Genomic DNA, 16,161 nt, shown 5'->3' on the forward strand with positions numbered 1-16,161 from the left:
CGCAGTGTCGCGCGGGCACGGGAGAGGGATTGGTTACGCGTCGCCCTTTTTGGGTTCGTCGCCAGAAACATCGCCGGACGCGTCATCACGGCGCTGACCGAACTCGGGCTCGTCCATGGATGCAGACGCGGACGGAGCGCTGTCCTGGCCCAGCTCTGCCACGGCGGTCTCTTCGACCTCAGCGACGGGCTCGACTACGCGGGCAATGGTCTGGCGGTGAATGTCAACGATGGTGCCTGGTGCGATCTCGAGCGCAACCTTGTTCTCTTCTTCGTCGATGGACACGATGGTTCCATACAGGCCGAAGTTCGTCATGACATGTGCACCAGCAACCATCTTCGACTGAAGCGCGGCAGTGTCTTTCTGACGCTTGCGGCTGTTGCGGAACATGAAGAAGACGAGGAGCGCCAGTACGGCGAGCATGACGAGAGTCAACGGATCCATAAAACTGTAAAACCTTCCGAATTGCGGTGCGACTTCCGCGTCACGTGAACGCGAAATCGTGCGAACCAGCTTGAATTATAAGTCATCAAGGGTGGGACCAAGCTGCGGATTACCGAGGCCCATATGTTTCCACGCCTCTGGAGTTGCAACTCGCCCTCGAGGTGTACGCGTGAGGAATCCTATCCGTACCAGGAAGGGCTCAACGACCGCTTCGATGGTCTCCGGCTCTTCCCCCACCGAAACCGCCAGAGTATTGAGGCCAACAGGGCCTCCCCCAAAACGGGTCAAGATCGTTTTCATGACCTCACGGTCGAGGCGGTCGAGGCCGATCTCGTCGACATCGTAGAGTTCGAGCGCCGCATGAACCGCGCTGAGGTCTGGGCTCCCGCCGTGCACAAGGGCATAGTCGCGCACGCGCCGGAGCAGCCTGTTCGCGATGCGGGGCGTTCCCCTGCATCGCCCGGCGATCTCGGCCAGCGCTTCGCCGTCAATCGGGAGTCCGAGCAGCCTCGCCGCCCTGGCCAGCACCTCTGCGAGCTCGTTGTCTGAGTAGAACTCCAGGTGGGCCGTGAAACCGAAGCGGTCCCGCAGCGGGTTGGGCAGCAATCCGCTTCTCGTTGTCGCGCCCACCAGTGTGAACGGCGCCAGATCGAGCGGAATGGAGGTCGCGCCGGCGCCCTTGCCCACCATGATGTCGATCCGGAAGTCTTCCATCGCCAGGTAGAGCATCTCTTCAGCAGAGCGTGCCATGCGATGGATCTCGTCGATGAAGAGCACTTCCCCTGGCACGAGGGACGACAGCACAGCGGCCAGATCACCGGCGTGCTGGATTGCAGGCCCGCTCGACATACGGAGCGGGCGGTTTCCCTCGTGCGCAACGATCATGGCGAGAGTGGTCTTGCCGAGGCCTGGGGGGCCCGCGAGCAGGATGTGGTCTGGGGTGCGCTGCTGCATCGTCGCGGCGGTCAGCAACAACTGCAGCTGGCCCCTGACCTTGTGCTGGCCGACGAATTCACCGAGGCTCTGCGGGCGCAGCGCGCCTTCGAACGCCAGCTCAACGTCGCCCTCAGCGGCAGGATTGGTCAGCTCAACCGACGGATCGGCGGTCATGATGCCGCTCCCTGCGTGCCAGCAGCCTGGCCGGCCGTTTGCCGTGCCGGCCCAAGCTGGGCAAGGGCGAGTCGGAGGATCGTGCTGACAGTCAGCGGGTCAGCGGGTTGGCTCTCTGCCAGGAGCGCCTCGACGGTCTCTGCGGCGATCCGCTCTGACCAGCCGAGTCCGATAAGCGCCGCCTGCACACTGGCTGAAACGGATGCGGCGTTGCCGCCGTGCACACCGCTGCCGGTCGCTGCGCTGCCGAGAGCGATGCCGTTCAGCTTGCCGGTGAGCGAGAGCACGATGAGCTTGGCCGTTTTCGGCCCGATTCCGGACACCTTGCGGAATGCACCATCGTCGTCGACGGCGACGGCGTGAGCCATTTGGGCCGGCGTGAGCGCGGCGAGCACGCCGAGTGCCGACTTCGGCCCGACACCTGTGACGCCGAGGAGCAGTTCGAAGACGGCGAGTTCGTCGGCGGAGTTGAACCCGTACAGCGTGAGGGAATCTTCCCGAACGATGAGGGTTGTCGTGAGTCGTGCCTCAGTGCCGATGCGCACGGAGAGAGCTGTGGCAGGGGTGACCTGGACCGCGAGGCCCACTCCCCCGACCTCGATGACAATCGTTGAGCCCAGAGCGGAGAGGACGATGCCACGAAGAGAAGAAATCACCTCTTCAGACTACGGGGCGCCACTGACGCTGCTGCGCCACGCTCGGCGGCGCGCCACGCCTTCTGTGCGGGTGTCAGGCCGCCGGCCGCGGGATCAGCGGCCGAGCCGGCGCCAGAGACCACACCGGAGACCGAGGTCGTCGGGAGGGCGCCACCGGCTGCCCCCGTGCGCCACGCATGGCAAATGGCCAGGGCCAGCGCGTCTGCGGCATCCGCTGGCTTCGGAATCTCAGCCAGGCCCAGGATCCGGGCGACCATGGTGCCGACCTGCTTCTTGTCGGCGGAACCGTAGCCGGTGATCGCGGCCTTGACCTCGCTCGGCGTGTGCAGCGTGACCGGAAGGCCCCTGCGGGCGGCGAGCAGCATCGCGACGCCACTGATCTGGGCGACGCCCATCACCGTGCTCACGTTCTGTTGCGCGAAAACGCGCTCAAGGGCGACGAATTGGGGCTGGTGGCGATCGAGGAGTTCCTCTAGCCCATCACCGATCGACAGGAGACGCTGCTCAAGCGGCATGTCTGGCGTGGTGCGAAGCACCGTGACCTCGACGAGCCGCGCCCGGCGGTTGCCGGAGACATCGACGATTCCCACGCCACAGCGTGTCAGCCCGGGGTCGATGCCGAGCACCCGGACTGACATTGCTGGGTTAGTCCTCTTCTGCCTGAAGTTCGGCCTGGACCTCTGGCGTGATGTCGTAGTTGCTGTAGATGTTCTGCACGTCGTCGAGGTCTTCGAGCGCATCGATCAGGTGGAACACCTTGCGAGCAGTGGCTGCGTCTACCTCAACCTTGAGCGATGGCACGAAGGCCACGTCGGCAGAGTCGTAGTCGATGCCGGCTTCCTGCAACGCCTGGCGGGTGGCGACCAGGTCGGTGGCCTCTGAGAAGACCTCGAAGGTCTCGCCCTCGTCCACAACCTCTTCTGCGCCGGCGTCGAGCACGGCCATCAATACGTCATCTTCGGTCACGCCGTTTCCGTGCGGAACCACAACGATGCCCTTGCGGTGGAAGTTGTATGCAACGCTGCCGGGGTCGGCCATGGTGCCGCCGTTGCGGTTCATGGCGGTGCGAACCTCAGCTGCGGCGCGGTTCTTATTGTCGGTGAGGCACTCGATCATGATGGCGACGCCATGAGCTGCGTAGCCTTCGTACATGATCGTCGTGTATTCGACCGACTCACCACTGAGACCGGCGCCGCGCTTGACGGCGCGGTCGATGTTGTCGTTGGGTACAGAGGTCTTCTTTGCCTTCTGGATGGCGTCCACGAGCGTGGGGTTACCAGAGAGATCGGCGCCGCCCATTTTTGCGGCGACTTCGATGTTCTTGATCAGTTTGGCGAAAGCTTTGGCCCGACGAGAGTCGGTAATTGCCTTTTTGTGCTTAGTTGTCGCCCATTTGGAATGCCCGGACATGAATCTCCCGTTGTGTCGCTCTCGTATGCTGCCTAGTCATTCTAGTTCAGGCCGGCAGCTGCGACCTTTGTCAAAAAGTATTCGTGGATTCGATATTCCCCGGTGATTTCGGGGTGGAACGATGTCCCGAGCAGGTTTCCCTGCTCAACGGCAACGCAGCGCCCATCGGCGACGGACGCCAGCGCCGTCGCAGCTGGACCCACCGTTTCAACGATGGGGGCGCGGATGAAGACGGCGTGCACAGGCAGGGCGCCTATCTGTGGGATGTCCAGGTGCGTCTCGAACGAGGCGGTCTGTGACCCGAATGCATTGCGGCGCACCGCGATGTCGAGGCCGCCGAGGCTCTGCTGCCCGGCAATGCCATCGATGATGGTATCGGCGAGCATGATCAGCCCCGCGCAGGTTCCGTACACCGGAAGTCCGCCGGCAATGGCGGCTTTCAACGGTTCGGCCAGCCCGAAGGTGCGCGACAGCTTGTCCATCACGCTGGATTCGCCGCCCGGAATCACCAGTCCGCTGACGCGGGCCAACTCCTCAGGGCGACGTACGAACTCGACCTCTGCGCCGAGCGACCGAAGCACATGTGCGTGCTCTCGAAAATCGCCTTGCAGGGCGAGAACTCCAACGATCATCTGGTTGTGGTTACCAGCCGCGCTCGGCGAGGCGGTGCGGTGCTGCGAGGTCGGAGACATTGATGCCGACCATTGCTTCGCCAAGGCCGCGGGACACGTCTGCGATCACGCTGGGGTCGTCGTAGAACGTGACGGCCTTGACCACGGCGGCAGCACGCTGCGCCGGGTTGCCAGACTTGAAGATGCCAGAACCGACGAACACGCCGTCAGCGCCGAGCTGCATCATCATGGCTGCGTCGGCTGGCGTTGCAACGCCACCGGCGGTGAACAGCACGACGGGGAGCTTGCCGGTGGCAGCGATCTCTGCAACGAGCTCGTACGGAGCCTGCAGCTCCTTCGCTGCGACGTACAGCTCGTCCTTGCTGAGCGACGACAGGGCGGCGATCTCGCCCTTGATCTTGCGGATGTGCTTGGTGGCCTCTGAGACGTCACCGGTACCGGCTTCACCCTTCGAGCGGATCATGGCTGCACCCTCGTTGATACGGCGGAGCGCCTCACCCAGGTTGGTTGCGCCACAGACGAAGGGAACGGTGAAGTTCCACTTGTCGATGTGGTTGACGTAGTCGGCGGGGCTCAGCACCTCTGACTCGTCGATGTAGTCGACGTCGAGCGCCTGCAGAACCTGCGCCTCGACGAAGTGACCGATACGAGCCTTGGCCATAACCGGGATCGACACCTCTGCCCTGATCGCCTCGATCAGGTCGGGGTCGCTCATGCGGGCAACGCCGCCCTGTGAGCGGATGTCGGCCGGCACGCGTTCGAGCGCCATGACGGCAACTGCGCCGGCATCTTCTGCGATACGTGCTTGCTCTGCGGTGACGACGTCCATAATGACGCCGCCCTTCAGCATCTCAGCCAGACCGCGCTTGACGCGGCTGGAGCCAAACTGCTCTGCGGGAGTGGTCTCAGTCATACCGTTGACTCTATTCCTTGCGTGATGGTGCAGCGGGTACCGCAGGGCTCCAGCGGCCCGTGCGGCGGGGAAAGCGCTAGTCGTTGTCGCTGGGCAAGGCCTCGGTTGGCCAGGCCTCTGCGACCTCGCGCCTCACGTCACCGAGCAGGCGAGGGAGGGCCTTCGTCCCGGCGATAATCGGGAAGAAGTTCGCGTCGAGGGCCCAGCGCGGCACGATGTGCTGATGCAGGTGCTCAGCGATTCCCGCACCGGCGATCCGTCCCTGGTTCATTCCGATGTTGAAACCGTCGCAGTGCGACACCTGCGTCAGTACACGCATGGCCGTCTGGGTGAGGCTAGCAATCTCTGCAACCTCGTCAGGAGTAGCCAGGTCATATGTCGCAATGTGGCGGTACGGGCACACCAGCAGGTGGCCACTGTTGTATGGAAAGAGATTGAGCAACACGTACGCGTGCTTTCCGCGCGCAACGATCAGCGCCTTCTCGTCGTCCATGCTGGGAGCCAGACAGAACGGGCAGTCATCAGCGTGCGGCTGCTGCCCGTCCTGGATGTAGACCAGGCGGTGCGGGGTCCAGAGTCGCTGGAAGGCATCGGGAACAGCGGCGAACTCCGACGAGTTCTCCACCTGCACCCCGTTGGCGTCCGCGGCGCCCTCAATATCCTCTGGGAAGGTCGCACTCATGGTTAGACCTGACCCTGCGTCGTCACCTGCGCACGCGTCTCAATGGACGCGAGGATGCGGGCAATCGCGTCATCGACGGGCACACCGTTATCCTGCGTGCCATCCCGGAACCGGAAGCTGACGGCGTTGTTGGCGCGGTCTTCTTCACCGACGATGAGCTGGAATGGCACCTTGGCCTTGGTGTGGTTGCGGATCTTCTTCTGCATGCGGTCGTCGGAGTTGTCGACCTCTGCACGCACACCGGCTGCCTTGAGCTTAGCGATGACCTCGTCAAGGAACGGGCCATACTGCTCGCTGATCGGAATACCGACGACCTGCACTGGAGCGAGCCATACCGGGAATGCTCCGGCGTAGTGCTCGGTGATCACAGCGAAGAAGCGCTCGATCGAGCCGAACAGGGCGCGGTGGATCATCACCGGGCGCTGCTTGGTGCCATCTGACGCGGTGTATTCGAGGTCGAAGCGCTCCGGCAGGTTGAAGTCGAGCTGGATGGTCGACATCTGCCAGGTGCGGCCGATGGCGTCGCGTGCCTGCACCGAGATCTTGGGGCCGTAGAACGCGGCTCCCCCTGGGTCGGCCACGAGTTCGAGACCGGATGCCGCTGCGACCTCTGCGAGCGTCGCGGTGGCCTCTTCCCAGGCGTCGTCAGAACCGACGAACTTCTTCGGGTCTTTCGTCGACAGCTCGAGGTAGTAGTCGTTGAGGCCGTAGTCGGCGAGCAACTGCAGCACGAAGTTGAGGGTGCTGGTGAGCTCCTCTTTCATGCCCTCGCGGGTCGTGTAGATGTGAGCATCGTCCTGCGTCATGCCGCGCACACGGGTGAGGCCGTGCACAACGCCCGACTTCTCGTAGCGGTAGACGCTGCCGAATTCGAACAGGCGCATGGGCAGGTCGCGGTAGCTGCGGCCGCTTGAGCGGAAGACGAGGTTGTGGAACGGGCAGTTCATCGGCTTGAGGTAGTAGTCGACGCCCTGGCGGGTGACATGTCCGTCAGCGTCGCGCTCCTCATCGAGGTGCATGGGCGGGAACATGCCATCTGAGTACCAGTCGAGGTGCCCTGAGGTTTCAAACAGGTTCGACTTGGTGATGTGCGGGGTGTAGACGAAGTCGTAGCCGGCCTCGGTGTGGCGCTTGCGCGAGTAGTTCTCCATCTCCTGACGGATGATTCCGCCCTTGGGGTGGAATACCGCCAGTCCTGAACCGATCTCCTCGGGGAAGCTGAACAGGTCGAGCTCTGCACCGAGCTTGCGGTGGTCGCGCTTGGCCGCTTCTTCCATGCGTGCCTGGTACGCGCGCAGTTCGTCCTTGGTCGGCCAGGCCGTGCCGTAGACGCGCTGCAGCTGCGGGTTCTTCTCAGAACCGCGCCAGTATGCGGCGGCCAGGCGGGTGAGCGAGTAGCCGTTGCCGATCATGCGGGTGTTCGGCAGGTGCGGTCCGCGGCAGAGGTCCTTCCAGACCGTCTCGCCGGTCTTGGGGTCGACGTTGTCGTAGATCGTCAGCTCTGCGCCACCGACCTCGACGGACTCGTTGTCCTCTGTCTCGGCGGCCGCGCCACCCTTCAGGCCGATGAGTTCGAGCTTGTACGGCTCATTGGCAAGCTCTGCGCGCGCCTCATCATCGGTGACGACGCGGCGCACGAAGCGCTGGCCAGAGCGGATGATGCGGTCCATCGACTTCTCGATGGCCTTCACGTCTTCGGGTGTGAACGGCTGCTCGACATCGAAGTCGTAGTAGAAGCCGTCCGTGACGGGCGGGCCAATGCCGAGCTTGGCCTCAGGGTTGATGGTCTGCACGGCTTGCGCGAGAACGTGCGCTGCAGAGTGACGCAGGATGTTCAATCCGTCTGGCGAATCTATGGTGACTGGCTCGACGACATCCGTCGTAGTTATTGTCGTCGCAAGATCCTTGAGTTCACCGTTGACGCGCATTGCGACAACAGATCGGTCGGTGAATAGCTCAAAGCCGTCAGCCACGTGTTTAACTCCCTGTTTTGGTGTACCCGTTAACTTTAGTGGGAGTCTGCGGCGTTGCTCGGCTGGGGGAAACGCTTCCGCAGCTGATCGCGTCCCTGCTGGGCCGCGCGGCGGACATCTTTGTCTGGGTCGCGCAAGCGCGCTTCGAGGGCAGGGAGATCTTCTTCGCGTCCACAGACACCGAGTGCACGGGCGGCCGCAGCGCGTACGCGAGCTGACTCGTCTGTCAGGAGTGCGACGAGCGACGGTGCGACGTTTAGGTCGCGTTCCTGGCTGACACGGGCGCTCATTTCGCGAACGCGCCATGACTGGTTCTCCAGGCCGTTCTTGACGGCGGTGCCGGCAGACGGGTCCCAGACGTGCAGCAGGGCACGCATGCCCCAGAGTTCTGGCCAATACAGGGCAGGAGCGCCGTCAAGCAGCCCCTGGGCGTGGTGGCCACCGACATAGAGCAGGAAGTCTTCGCCGGCCATAGCGCCCTCCGTGAGGGCAACGGCACGCTTCAGGACGTCGGCTTCGCCGTATCGCACGATTGCCGCCTCCAGTCGCTCAGAGAGGGGAAGGTCGACGGGGACGGTGGGCTGTGATTCAGATTCGGCGCGCATAACCGTTCAAGGTTACCGTGCCGTGCTGGTCGGACGCTGGCAAGGTCGCTGGCAAGGTCGCTGGCAAGGTCGCTGCCAGCGGCGCTGCGTCCTCCGACCATCGGTGCCCCCATTTCGCAAATACCCCCTAAACGAGCGGTATCTCTCGAAATGAGAGTGCGCTACCATCAACAAAAAGTGCCCCCAGCCGGGGGTAGAACTGCAGCATGGGGGGGAAGTAACATGGGCAGTGCGACGACGTCGATTCGCTCGGATGCCTTCTCCAGCGTCTCCCGGATCATCGCAGCAGCCAAGCGCGCATTCTCCGTCGGTGACGGGTCACGCAGCCTGACCGGTATCGCGACGGATGCCGGTGTCGGGGTGGCGACGCTGTATCGCCATTTCCCCAGTCGGCAGGCTCTCGCGCATGCGGTGTACGAGGAGATCTTCGTCTCAGAGATCGAGCCGCTCCTCGCCGCGTTTGGAGAGAGCAACACCCCGAGGTTCGTCCTGCTTGACGTCGCAGAACGCCTGGCCGATCTCGCACTGACGGAACACGGCATGGTCTCGTCGATTGGAAACATGGCAGAGGTCACGACCGAATTCCTCGGCAGGAGCATGGAGGCCATTACGCCGGCCATCGCCAGGGCGCAGGCCGCAGGGAACCTGCGCGCAGATATCGAGCCGAGCGACATCCCGAACCTGCTTGCCATGGTGACCATGGGTCTTGGCGCTGTCAGTCAGGACCGCGCCACGCGACGACGCTACCTGAGTCTCATGCTCGACGCCCTCAACCCGGCGCAGGCGACGCCGCTCCCCCGCTGATGCCAGGCACCTCCTCGCTTTCACGACTTTCACGAATGGAATCCACACCGTTGCCTGACACGTCAGAACGACCGATGCGCGTTCTCATCGGAGCCGACACGTTTGCGCCAGATATCAATGGGGCTGCACGCTTCGCCCGCAACCTCGCCGTTCGCCTGTCGCGGCGCGGACACGACGTGCACGTGGTCGCGCCATCGACAAGCCGCTTCAGCAGCACCCAGGCAGAGATTCTCGACGGAGAAGTCATCACGGTACACAGACTGCGCAGCGTGCGCTGGCTCCTGCACGACTGGATCCGGTTCCCCCCGCCGTGGGAGATCAGGAAAGCCGTCGCCACTGTCATCGAGCAGGTGCAGCCAGACGTGGTGCACATCCAGTCATTCATCAACATCGGACGCGCACTGAGCATCGAAGCCAGGTCACGGCACATTCCACTCGTTGCCACCAACCACGTGATGCCGGACAACATCATTGAATACAGCGGACTCCCGCGCCAGTTGCACCCACCGCTGACCCGATACGGCTGGAGCCTCGCCTCATCGGTGCTTGGCGGTGCCGACATCGTGACGAGTCCGACTCCGATTGCCGCGCGTTACCTGGCAGAGAACACCACTGTCGGCTCGATCATCCCACTGTCGTGCGGCGTGGATCTCAGCCGATTCGCACCGCACTTCGACCGTCCAGCGGGCAACAGGGTGCTCTATGTCGGCAGGCTTGACGCGGAGAAACGCCTGGACACGCTGCTGCAGGCGTTCGCCATGCTTCCCAGCTCCCTGTCCGCGCATCTCGACATTGTGGGTGGCGGCACAGAGCTCCGTCGACTGGAGAAACTTGCAGAGTCGCTCGGGGTAGCCGAGCGTGTGCAGTTCCACGGTCGGGTGACCGACGGCCAGATCGACATGCTGTACACACAGGCATCCGTTTTTGTCATGCCATCAACGGCTGAGCTGCAGAGCATCGCGACGCTGGAGGCCATGGCCAGCGGCGTTCCCGTTGTGCTGGCTGATGCCATGGCGCTGCCACATCTCATCGACCGCGGACTGAACGGCATCCTGGTGCCACCGCAGAGCCCGATCGACCTTGCCAGGGCAGTAGAGACGATCCTGTCGCTGCCGGGTGAGGGGTATTCCGCGATGAGGCGGCACTCGTACGAGCATTCGCTCACGCACGACAGCACGGCGATCACGCTCCGCTATGAGGAGCTGTACAGGACAGCGCAGTCCAAGACGCTTGAGCGGAGCGCGCTGGTTCGCTGAGCCGGCGACACACGCAGAAGAAGCCCGCCAGGTCTCCCTGGCGGGCTTTTTCATTGTTCTGAGCGGATGACGAGATTCGAACTCGCGACCCTAACCTTGGCAAGGTTATGCGCTACCACTGCGCCACATCCGCGGGAAATTCAGTTCAGATCGGCAGCGCATACAGCGCACGCAACCGACTTAAACAAAGAAAACCCCCGGTTTCTCAGGGGTTTTTCTGTGGGCGATACTGGGATCGAACCAGTGACCTCTTCCGTGTCAGGGAAGCGCGCTACCGCTGCGCCAATCGCCCATATCTTGCGAACAAGTTCTCAAGAGTGGAGGTGGATACGGGATTCGAACCCGTGTATACGGCTTTGCAGGCCGCTGCCTCGCCTCTCGGCCAATCCACCGTTTTGGGTTCACCACCAAATGAAGAGAACCGCCTCTTGCGAGGCGATTCTGTTCCATTCGAGCGGATGACGAGATTCGAACTCGCGACCCTCACCTTGGCAAGGTGATGCGCTACCACTGCGCCACATCCGCATTTTGTTTTCCGCATCTCTGCGACGTAGAAGACTTTATACCGAAGCGGGGCAGGAAAACAAATTGAAGAACTGAGCGGCGTTTCGCGCGCCCTGGCGTGCGGAGCCATTCCCGCGTGGACTAGTATCGATATTCGCGGTCGAAGCACGTTTTCACCGCATGGGCGATTGGCGCAGTTGGTAGCGCGCTTCGTTCACACCGAAGAGGTCATCGGTTCGAGTCCGGTATCGCCCACAACAAAACCCCCGGTTATCCCGGGGGTTTTTTGTTTCCCTGCGCGCTTTCTCCTCCCGTTCGTCAGGCGTGAGCGACTGCCGCAGGCACCTGCATCGACACGCGGGCCCGCTCATGGTGAAGGATCCCCCACACGATGAGCGTCTGGGCAGCGATGTACGTGGTCATGATCAGAAAGTTCGACATCGGCAGGTCGGCGGATGGCAAGAAACGGTCGATGGCCAGGATCGAGTCGGACGCCACGAAGAACGCTCCTCCCCACGCGATCCAGCGGTTGCAGGCAGACGCGACTGCCGCCATCCCGCAGAGAACGGTGCCGTAGATGACGACCGGGATCAGCAGCGGGCCGGTGTTCGGCGCCAGCAGTACGAGCAGCACGACGAGCCAGGCCCCGTAGCCGATGGCCCACCATCGAATGCGGCGCACAGCCAGCCGGGTGACGAAAAGCACCAGGTAGGCAATGTGCGCCACCAGGAAGCACGCCAGTCCGATAACGAACCAGCGGAGCGTGACGTCCCCTGCCCACGAGAAGAACAGGGCAATGACCCCGAGCACGATCACGGGCGAGCGACGAATCGGCGTCGCCCAGACGAGCCCGATGGCCAACGCCGGCATGAGCAACGGCTTGGTCCACACCACGACATCGTTCACGGACAGCAGAATCGCACCCAGGTGAACCGCGCTGGCCACAATGAGTGGCAGAAACGCGATAACGGATGCAGGCCGGACGGCAGTTCTGGGTTCTGGCACGGTACTCACTTCACTGTGGGACGGATGTCTCACTCACTGTACTGAGACTCTCCTCGGTGCACAGATGTTTCCGGCGCCAGAATCGCAGTTGGCGACGATATTCGTCGCACATGGGCGCAGAATGCACGGAACGCCACCGCCGAACACTTTTCGATGGCGGCGCTCCGCGGTTCCTCCCCCGACTACCCGTCGACCGGTTACTCCTGCTGAAGCGCTGAACGTCGAGTGCGACGAATCGCGACCATGACCAGGCCAACTGCGAGCAGTGCGAGTCCGCCGGCTGCGCGGCCGGAGCCGATCGGTTCAACCCCCGTCGACGCCAGCGCCCCGCTCTGGCCAGAAACCTGAGTCACAGGTACGGCTGCAGGCGTCGACACGCCGGGTGCCGGGGTCGGGGTCGGGGTCGGGGTCGGGTTCGGCACCACGACGCCAGGTGCTTGGGCAACCGTGACGGAGAACGACGCCGTCCGGCCAGACGTCGCGCCCGCCGCGACGATGGTGTGCGTGCCTGGGTCGACAACCGGCGTCATGAACGTGAATGACCCGCTTCCGGAGGCATTCATAGTCGCGGAGCCCAAGCGAATCGGGTCGGAGTGCAGCGTCAGGTCAACAGCCTCGTTCGGCGCAAAGCCCGTCAGCTGCAGCGTGACCTCGCCGCCCACGACCAATGCCGGATCGTCAAGGACGAGGTCGGGAGTGCGCGCTGCGACCGTGAGAGCCGCACCAGCGGACGTGGACGCCACATACGAGCTGTCGCCGTCGTACGTCGCTGTGAGCTGCACGGTGCCCGCGGGGAGGCCGGAGAGCACCACACGAGAGCTGCCGGCAGCCAGTACCGCGCGACTCACAGCTGCCCCAGATCCATCCCGAAGCGTGACAGCCCCCGTCGGCGCTGTGCCACTGGCGCCGTTGGCCCCCCGAACCGAGATGGTTGCCGCGACATCCGCCCCCTCCAACACGCTGGCAGAGTCAAGAGCCACAGTCGTCGTGGTCGCCGCCTTGCTGGTCGTCGCGCTACCACTCACGGCCAGTGAGAGCGTGGACGGCGTAAGGACTGCCGCGGTGAACAGCACGTCACCCACGGCTCGCACGCCGAGGTCGAGGACTGCATGGCCGTCAGTGTCAACGGAGGCTGAACCGAGTGAGGCGCCACCGGCGTCAGTGAACGCAACGGATGCCGTGATCGGCTGGCCATCGGCACGTGTCACGGTCGCATTGAGCGACGTCGCAGCCCCATACGACACTGCGGTGGGAACTGAGGCGAGAGTGACGTCAGAGATGACCGAGACCGTGCCGTTTCCGGCGTTCGGCACATAGAGCGTGCCACCGGCGCGGGAGTCTTCGATTCCCCAGAACGCCAGGTCGCCGACTGTCACCGTGTGCACAGGGTGCTGCGCGTCAACCACAGCGGGTACCACGGAGACGAACGAGGCGGATGCGCCGTTTGCCTGCGAAACGACGAGGGTGCTGCCGTCGGCACGGACGCTGGCCGACAACGGAAGGAGGAATGAGCCAGAGGTATCGGTGCCGAGCGCCTCCGAGCGATGCGGCGTGACAGTCGCCCCACTAGCTAACGGGGTGAACCAGGAGACTGAATTCGAATCCGGCGTGACGATGACCAGATCGCCGGTACGCGCGTCCACCGAGATTCCCGTCGGCGCGTGATCGACGGCGAATGTGCCGATCACGGCAGCCGGGCTCGCCGACACATCGATGGACGTGATGGTGCTTGTTCGCTCGCTGGCGATGTACAGCACTCCGCGTGAGGCATCCAGCGCCGTCGTCGCTTCCGCCGTCGCGAGCCCGGTGAGCGTCTGGACGACTGCCAGCTTCGCGGGCCCTCCAACGGGCAGGAGCACCGACACGGTCCCGTCGTCGAGGCTCGTGACGTATGCACGACCGTCGGCGCCAACGTCGATCTTCTGGGCGTTGACACCGACGGGAACCGTCGGCGGAGCCGATGCAGCGTAGTCGGCGTCTGGGTCAACGATAGAGACCACAGATGCGGTTGCAGCTGGGGCGGTTAGCACGACGTAAACGGACCCGTCAATGGGCGACACTGCAGCGTCGATCGCGGTGGCGCCAGCAGGGCCGCCGAGAAGAACGCTGCGCGCCGAGTTCGTGTCCAGCTCGACAATCGCGAGGCTCGGATCACCGCCTGCAGTGGAATCTGCCAGGTACAGGCGGTTGGCCAGCGGGTCAACGGCGCCGCCCTGCAACCAGTACCCGTTGCCGGTCTGCGCGTGCACCGTGACGCGCCCCACGACGGCAGTGCTCGTCGCGGAGGCGGGAAGGGCGGCCGGAGCAGCCTGTGCACTGGGTGCGGGAAGAGCCACGGCCACCAGGGGCAGCGCCAGCAATGCCACCACCCCAGCGCCGCCGAACATGGCACGGGAGTTCGAGAACGAACGCGGGAGAGAGCGGAGGGCAGGCATAGTGCGGCGGTGCATCCAGTGACCTTTTCAGTTCGTGATGATCTGTAGCGAACCGCTACGAATCCACACGTTAGCAGCGATGCCCAGGTGCACCTCGCAGCGCCCCGACCACCTGCCACCCCACTTTGCGGGATAGACCTCAGGCCGGAATCACAGGGCACGCTCCCCCATAGACCCCCCGTCTACGGGGCAGGCGGTCAACGCGACCTCATTCGCAATGTAACGTCGTAGGGTGAAATCTTCAGCGCGCACTTCCCAGACCGCCCGAGTCATCACATTGGCAGTCGCAGGCGCTGTGGGTGGTTTCCTCTTCGGGTTCGATTCTTCAGTCGTCAACGGCGCCGTCGATGCGCTCCAGGGCCAGTTCGAACTCTCCCAGGCCCTCACCGGCTTTGCCGTCGCCAGCGCGCTCATCGGCTGCGCTGTCGGTGCGTACGCCGCGGGGCGCGTGGCCGACCGGTGGGGGCGAATCCCCACGATGCTCGTCGGCGCAGCGCTCTTCCTGATCAGCGCTTTCGGTACCGGGCTTGCCTTCTCGGTCTGGGACCTCATCCTCTGGCGCGTGGTCGGCGGCCTCGGCATCGGCATCGCCTCTGTCATCGCGCCGGCATACATCGCCGAGATATCACCCCGAAAAATGCGTGGCCGCCTTGGATCACTGCAGCAACTCGCGATCACCATCGGCATCTTCGCCGCGCTGCTCTCCGACTCCATCTTCGCCAACGTGGCAGATGGCGCCTCGAACGAACTCTGGTGGGGCCTCGAAGCCTGGCGCTGGATGTTCCTCGCCAGCGCCGTTCCTGCGCTCGTCTATGGTGTGATCGCCCTGCTGCTCCCCGAGTCTCCGCGGTACCTCATGCAGAACGGCAAGGAGGACAAGGCTCGCGCCATCATGGCGACCATCGTTCCCTCCGACGAACTTGAGCGCCAAATGCGCGATATCCACGACGGCATCGAGGCAGACAAGCTCGCCAAGACCAGTGGCAGCCTGCGCGGACCGGTGTTCGGATTGAAGCCCATCGTCTGGATCGGTATCGCCCTGTCGATGTTCCAGCAGTTCGTCGGCATCAACGTCATCTTCTATTACTCAACGACCCTGTGGAAGTCCGTCGGCTTCGACGAAAGCAACTCGTTCACGATCTCGGTGTTCACCTCGGTGACCAACATCGTGGTCACCCTGATCGCCATCGCGCTCGTCGACAGGGTCGGCCGCCGTCCCATCCTGCTGTTCGGCTCCGCCGGCATGGCCGTGTCCCTGGCCGTCATGGCGCTGGCCTTCTCGCAGGCAGTCACCGTTGACGGTGCGCCGTCGCTCACTGGCGCATGGGGCCCGACCGCGCTCATCGCCGCGAACGTGTTTGTTGTCGCGTTCGGCGCATCATGGGGACCCGTCGTCTGGGTGCTGCTCGGCGAGATCTTCCCGAACGCGATCAGGGCGCGGGCACTCGGCCTTGCGGCATCCGCCCAGTGGATTGCGAACTTCTTGATCACCGTGTCGTTCCCGCCGCTGGCTGAGCTGTCACTCGTGCTCACGTACGGCATGTACGCGTTGTTCGCTGCACTCTCGTTCATCTTCGTGTTCCGCGTCGTGCCAGAGACGAACGGCATGTCTCTCGAGCAGGCCGAAACGCTCTTCGTGTCGAAAAAGAAGACGAGCAACCCCGCCCCAGCGACCGTTGCAGAGGGAAGCAGCGTCTAGCCATTCAGCGGATGCTGCCCGAGCGCACCGCAG

The 16,161-nt window shown here is 63.7% G+C and carries 15 protein-coding genes and 5 tRNA genes; 4 read left to right on the plus strand and 16 right to left on the minus strand.

Annotation, left to right across the window (positions count from 1 at the left end; all coding sequences use genetic code 11):
- Positions 1-33: 33 nt before the first annotated feature.
- The 10 genes from yajC to AC25Z0_RS06000 form a co-directional block, all read right to left on the minus strand.
- Entirely contained in the window at positions 34-444 is a 411-nt protein-coding gene (gene yajC, locus AC25Z0_RS05955) for a preprotein translocase subunit YajC (protein WP_488132592.1), read from the minus strand.
- 75 nt (positions 445-519) lie between these two features.
- Complete coding sequence (gene ruvB, locus AC25Z0_RS05960) at positions 520-1,554, minus strand: Holliday junction branch migration DNA helicase RuvB (RefSeq protein WP_488132593.1); 1,035 nt, start codon at positions 1,552-1,554, stop codon at positions 520-522.
- On the minus strand, positions 1,551-2,210 hold the full coding sequence (ruvA, locus tag AC25Z0_RS05965) for a Holliday junction branch migration protein RuvA (protein ID WP_488132594.1): 660 nt from the start codon (positions 2,208-2,210) through the stop codon (positions 1,551-1,553). Before ruvA ends, ruvB begins: the two co-directional genes overlap by 4 nt.
- Complete coding sequence (ruvC, locus tag AC25Z0_RS05970; RefSeq protein WP_488132595.1) at positions 2,207-2,848, minus strand: crossover junction endodeoxyribonuclease RuvC; 642 nt, start codon at positions 2,846-2,848, stop codon at positions 2,207-2,209. The genes ruvA and ruvC overlap by 4 nt, the downstream gene beginning before the upstream one ends.
- 7 nt (positions 2,849-2,855) lie before the next feature.
- Entirely contained in the window at positions 2,856-3,620 is a 765-nt protein-coding gene (locus AC25Z0_RS05975; RefSeq protein ID WP_488119279.1) for a YebC/PmpR family DNA-binding transcriptional regulator, read from the minus strand.
- 41 nt (positions 3,621-3,661) lie between these two features.
- Complete coding sequence (pdxT, locus tag AC25Z0_RS05980; RefSeq protein WP_488132596.1) at positions 3,662-4,252, minus strand: pyridoxal 5'-phosphate synthase glutaminase subunit PdxT; 591 nt, start codon at positions 4,250-4,252, stop codon at positions 3,662-3,664.
- A 10-nt stretch (positions 4,253-4,262) separates the two neighbouring features.
- Positions 4,263-5,165 carry a pyridoxal 5'-phosphate synthase lyase subunit PdxS gene (gene pdxS, locus AC25Z0_RS05985; RefSeq protein ID WP_488119281.1) on the minus strand — a complete coding sequence of 301 codons (903 nt, stop codon included), beginning with the start codon at positions 5,163-5,165 and terminating at the stop codon, positions 4,263-4,265.
- A 76-nt stretch (positions 5,166-5,241) separates the two neighbouring features.
- Positions 5,242-5,847: an HIT family protein gene (locus tag AC25Z0_RS05990; protein ID WP_488132597.1), complete on the minus strand. Its 606-nt coding sequence runs from the start codon at positions 5,845-5,847 to the stop codon at positions 5,242-5,244.
- Between the two features lie 2 nt (positions 5,848-5,849).
- Positions 5,850-7,775 carry a threonine--tRNA ligase gene (gene thrS / locus AC25Z0_RS05995; protein ID WP_488133118.1) on the minus strand — a complete coding sequence of 642 codons (1,926 nt, stop codon included), beginning with the start codon at positions 7,773-7,775 and terminating at the stop codon, positions 5,850-5,852.
- A gap of 80 nt (positions 7,776-7,855) precedes the next feature.
- Positions 7,856-8,425 (minus strand): HEAT repeat domain-containing protein, encoded by a 570-nt coding sequence (locus AC25Z0_RS06000; RefSeq protein WP_488119283.1) that lies wholly within the window; start codon positions 8,423-8,425, stop codon positions 7,856-7,858.
- Positions 8,426-8,647: 222 nt separating this feature from the next.
- Between AC25Z0_RS06000 and AC25Z0_RS06005 the strand changes: the two genes are divergently transcribed.
- A complete protein-coding gene (locus tag AC25Z0_RS06005) occupies positions 8,648-9,229 on the plus strand; it encodes a TetR/AcrR family transcriptional regulator (RefSeq protein ID WP_488132598.1) in 582 nt (193 codons plus the stop codon).
- Between the two features lie 35 nt (positions 9,230-9,264).
- The gene (locus AC25Z0_RS06010; protein ID WP_488132599.1) at positions 9,265-10,485 is read left to right on the plus strand and encodes a glycosyltransferase; all 1,221 of its coding nucleotides are present in this window, start codon (positions 9,265-9,267) and stop codon (positions 10,483-10,485) included.
- A 61-nt stretch (positions 10,486-10,546) separates the two neighbouring features.
- On the opposite strand, the gene AC25Z0_RS06015 is transcribed toward AC25Z0_RS06010, so the two are convergent.
- The 4 genes from AC25Z0_RS06015 to AC25Z0_RS06030 form a co-directional block, all read right to left on the minus strand.
- Positions 10,547-10,618: transfer RNA gene (locus tag AC25Z0_RS06015), tRNA-Gly, on the minus strand.
- Between the two features lie 87 nt (positions 10,619-10,705).
- A tRNA-Val gene (locus AC25Z0_RS06020) sits at positions 10,706-10,777 on the minus strand.
- Positions 10,778-10,803: 26 nt separating this feature from the next.
- Positions 10,804-10,877 (minus strand) — tRNA-Cys (locus AC25Z0_RS06025).
- Between the two features lie 61 nt (positions 10,878-10,938).
- Positions 10,939-11,010 (minus strand) — tRNA-Gly (locus tag AC25Z0_RS06030).
- 161 nt (positions 11,011-11,171) lie between these two features.
- On the opposite strand from AC25Z0_RS06030, the gene AC25Z0_RS06035 reads away from it, so the two are divergent.
- Positions 11,172-11,244: transfer RNA gene (locus AC25Z0_RS06035), tRNA-Val, on the plus strand.
- 63 nt (positions 11,245-11,307) lie between these two features.
- On the opposite strand, the gene AC25Z0_RS06040 is transcribed toward AC25Z0_RS06035, so the two are convergent.
- On the minus strand, positions 11,308-11,994 hold the full coding sequence (locus tag AC25Z0_RS06040) for a lysoplasmalogenase (RefSeq protein ID WP_488132600.1): 687 nt from the start codon (positions 11,992-11,994) through the stop codon (positions 11,308-11,310).
- 197 nt (positions 11,995-12,191) lie between these two features.
- Positions 12,192-14,444 (minus strand): Ig-like domain repeat protein, encoded by a 2,253-nt coding sequence (locus tag AC25Z0_RS06045; protein ID WP_488132601.1) that lies wholly within the window; start codon positions 14,442-14,444, stop codon positions 12,192-12,194.
- A 217-nt stretch (positions 14,445-14,661) separates the two neighbouring features.
- On the opposite strand from AC25Z0_RS06045, the gene AC25Z0_RS06050 reads away from it, so the two are divergent.
- Entirely contained in the window at positions 14,662-16,128 is a 1,467-nt protein-coding gene (locus AC25Z0_RS06050; protein ID WP_488132602.1) for a sugar porter family MFS transporter, read from the plus strand.
- Positions 16,129-16,161 lie beyond the last annotated feature (33 nt).

This window comes from Leifsonia sp. Y862 (genome assembly GCF_057669585.1).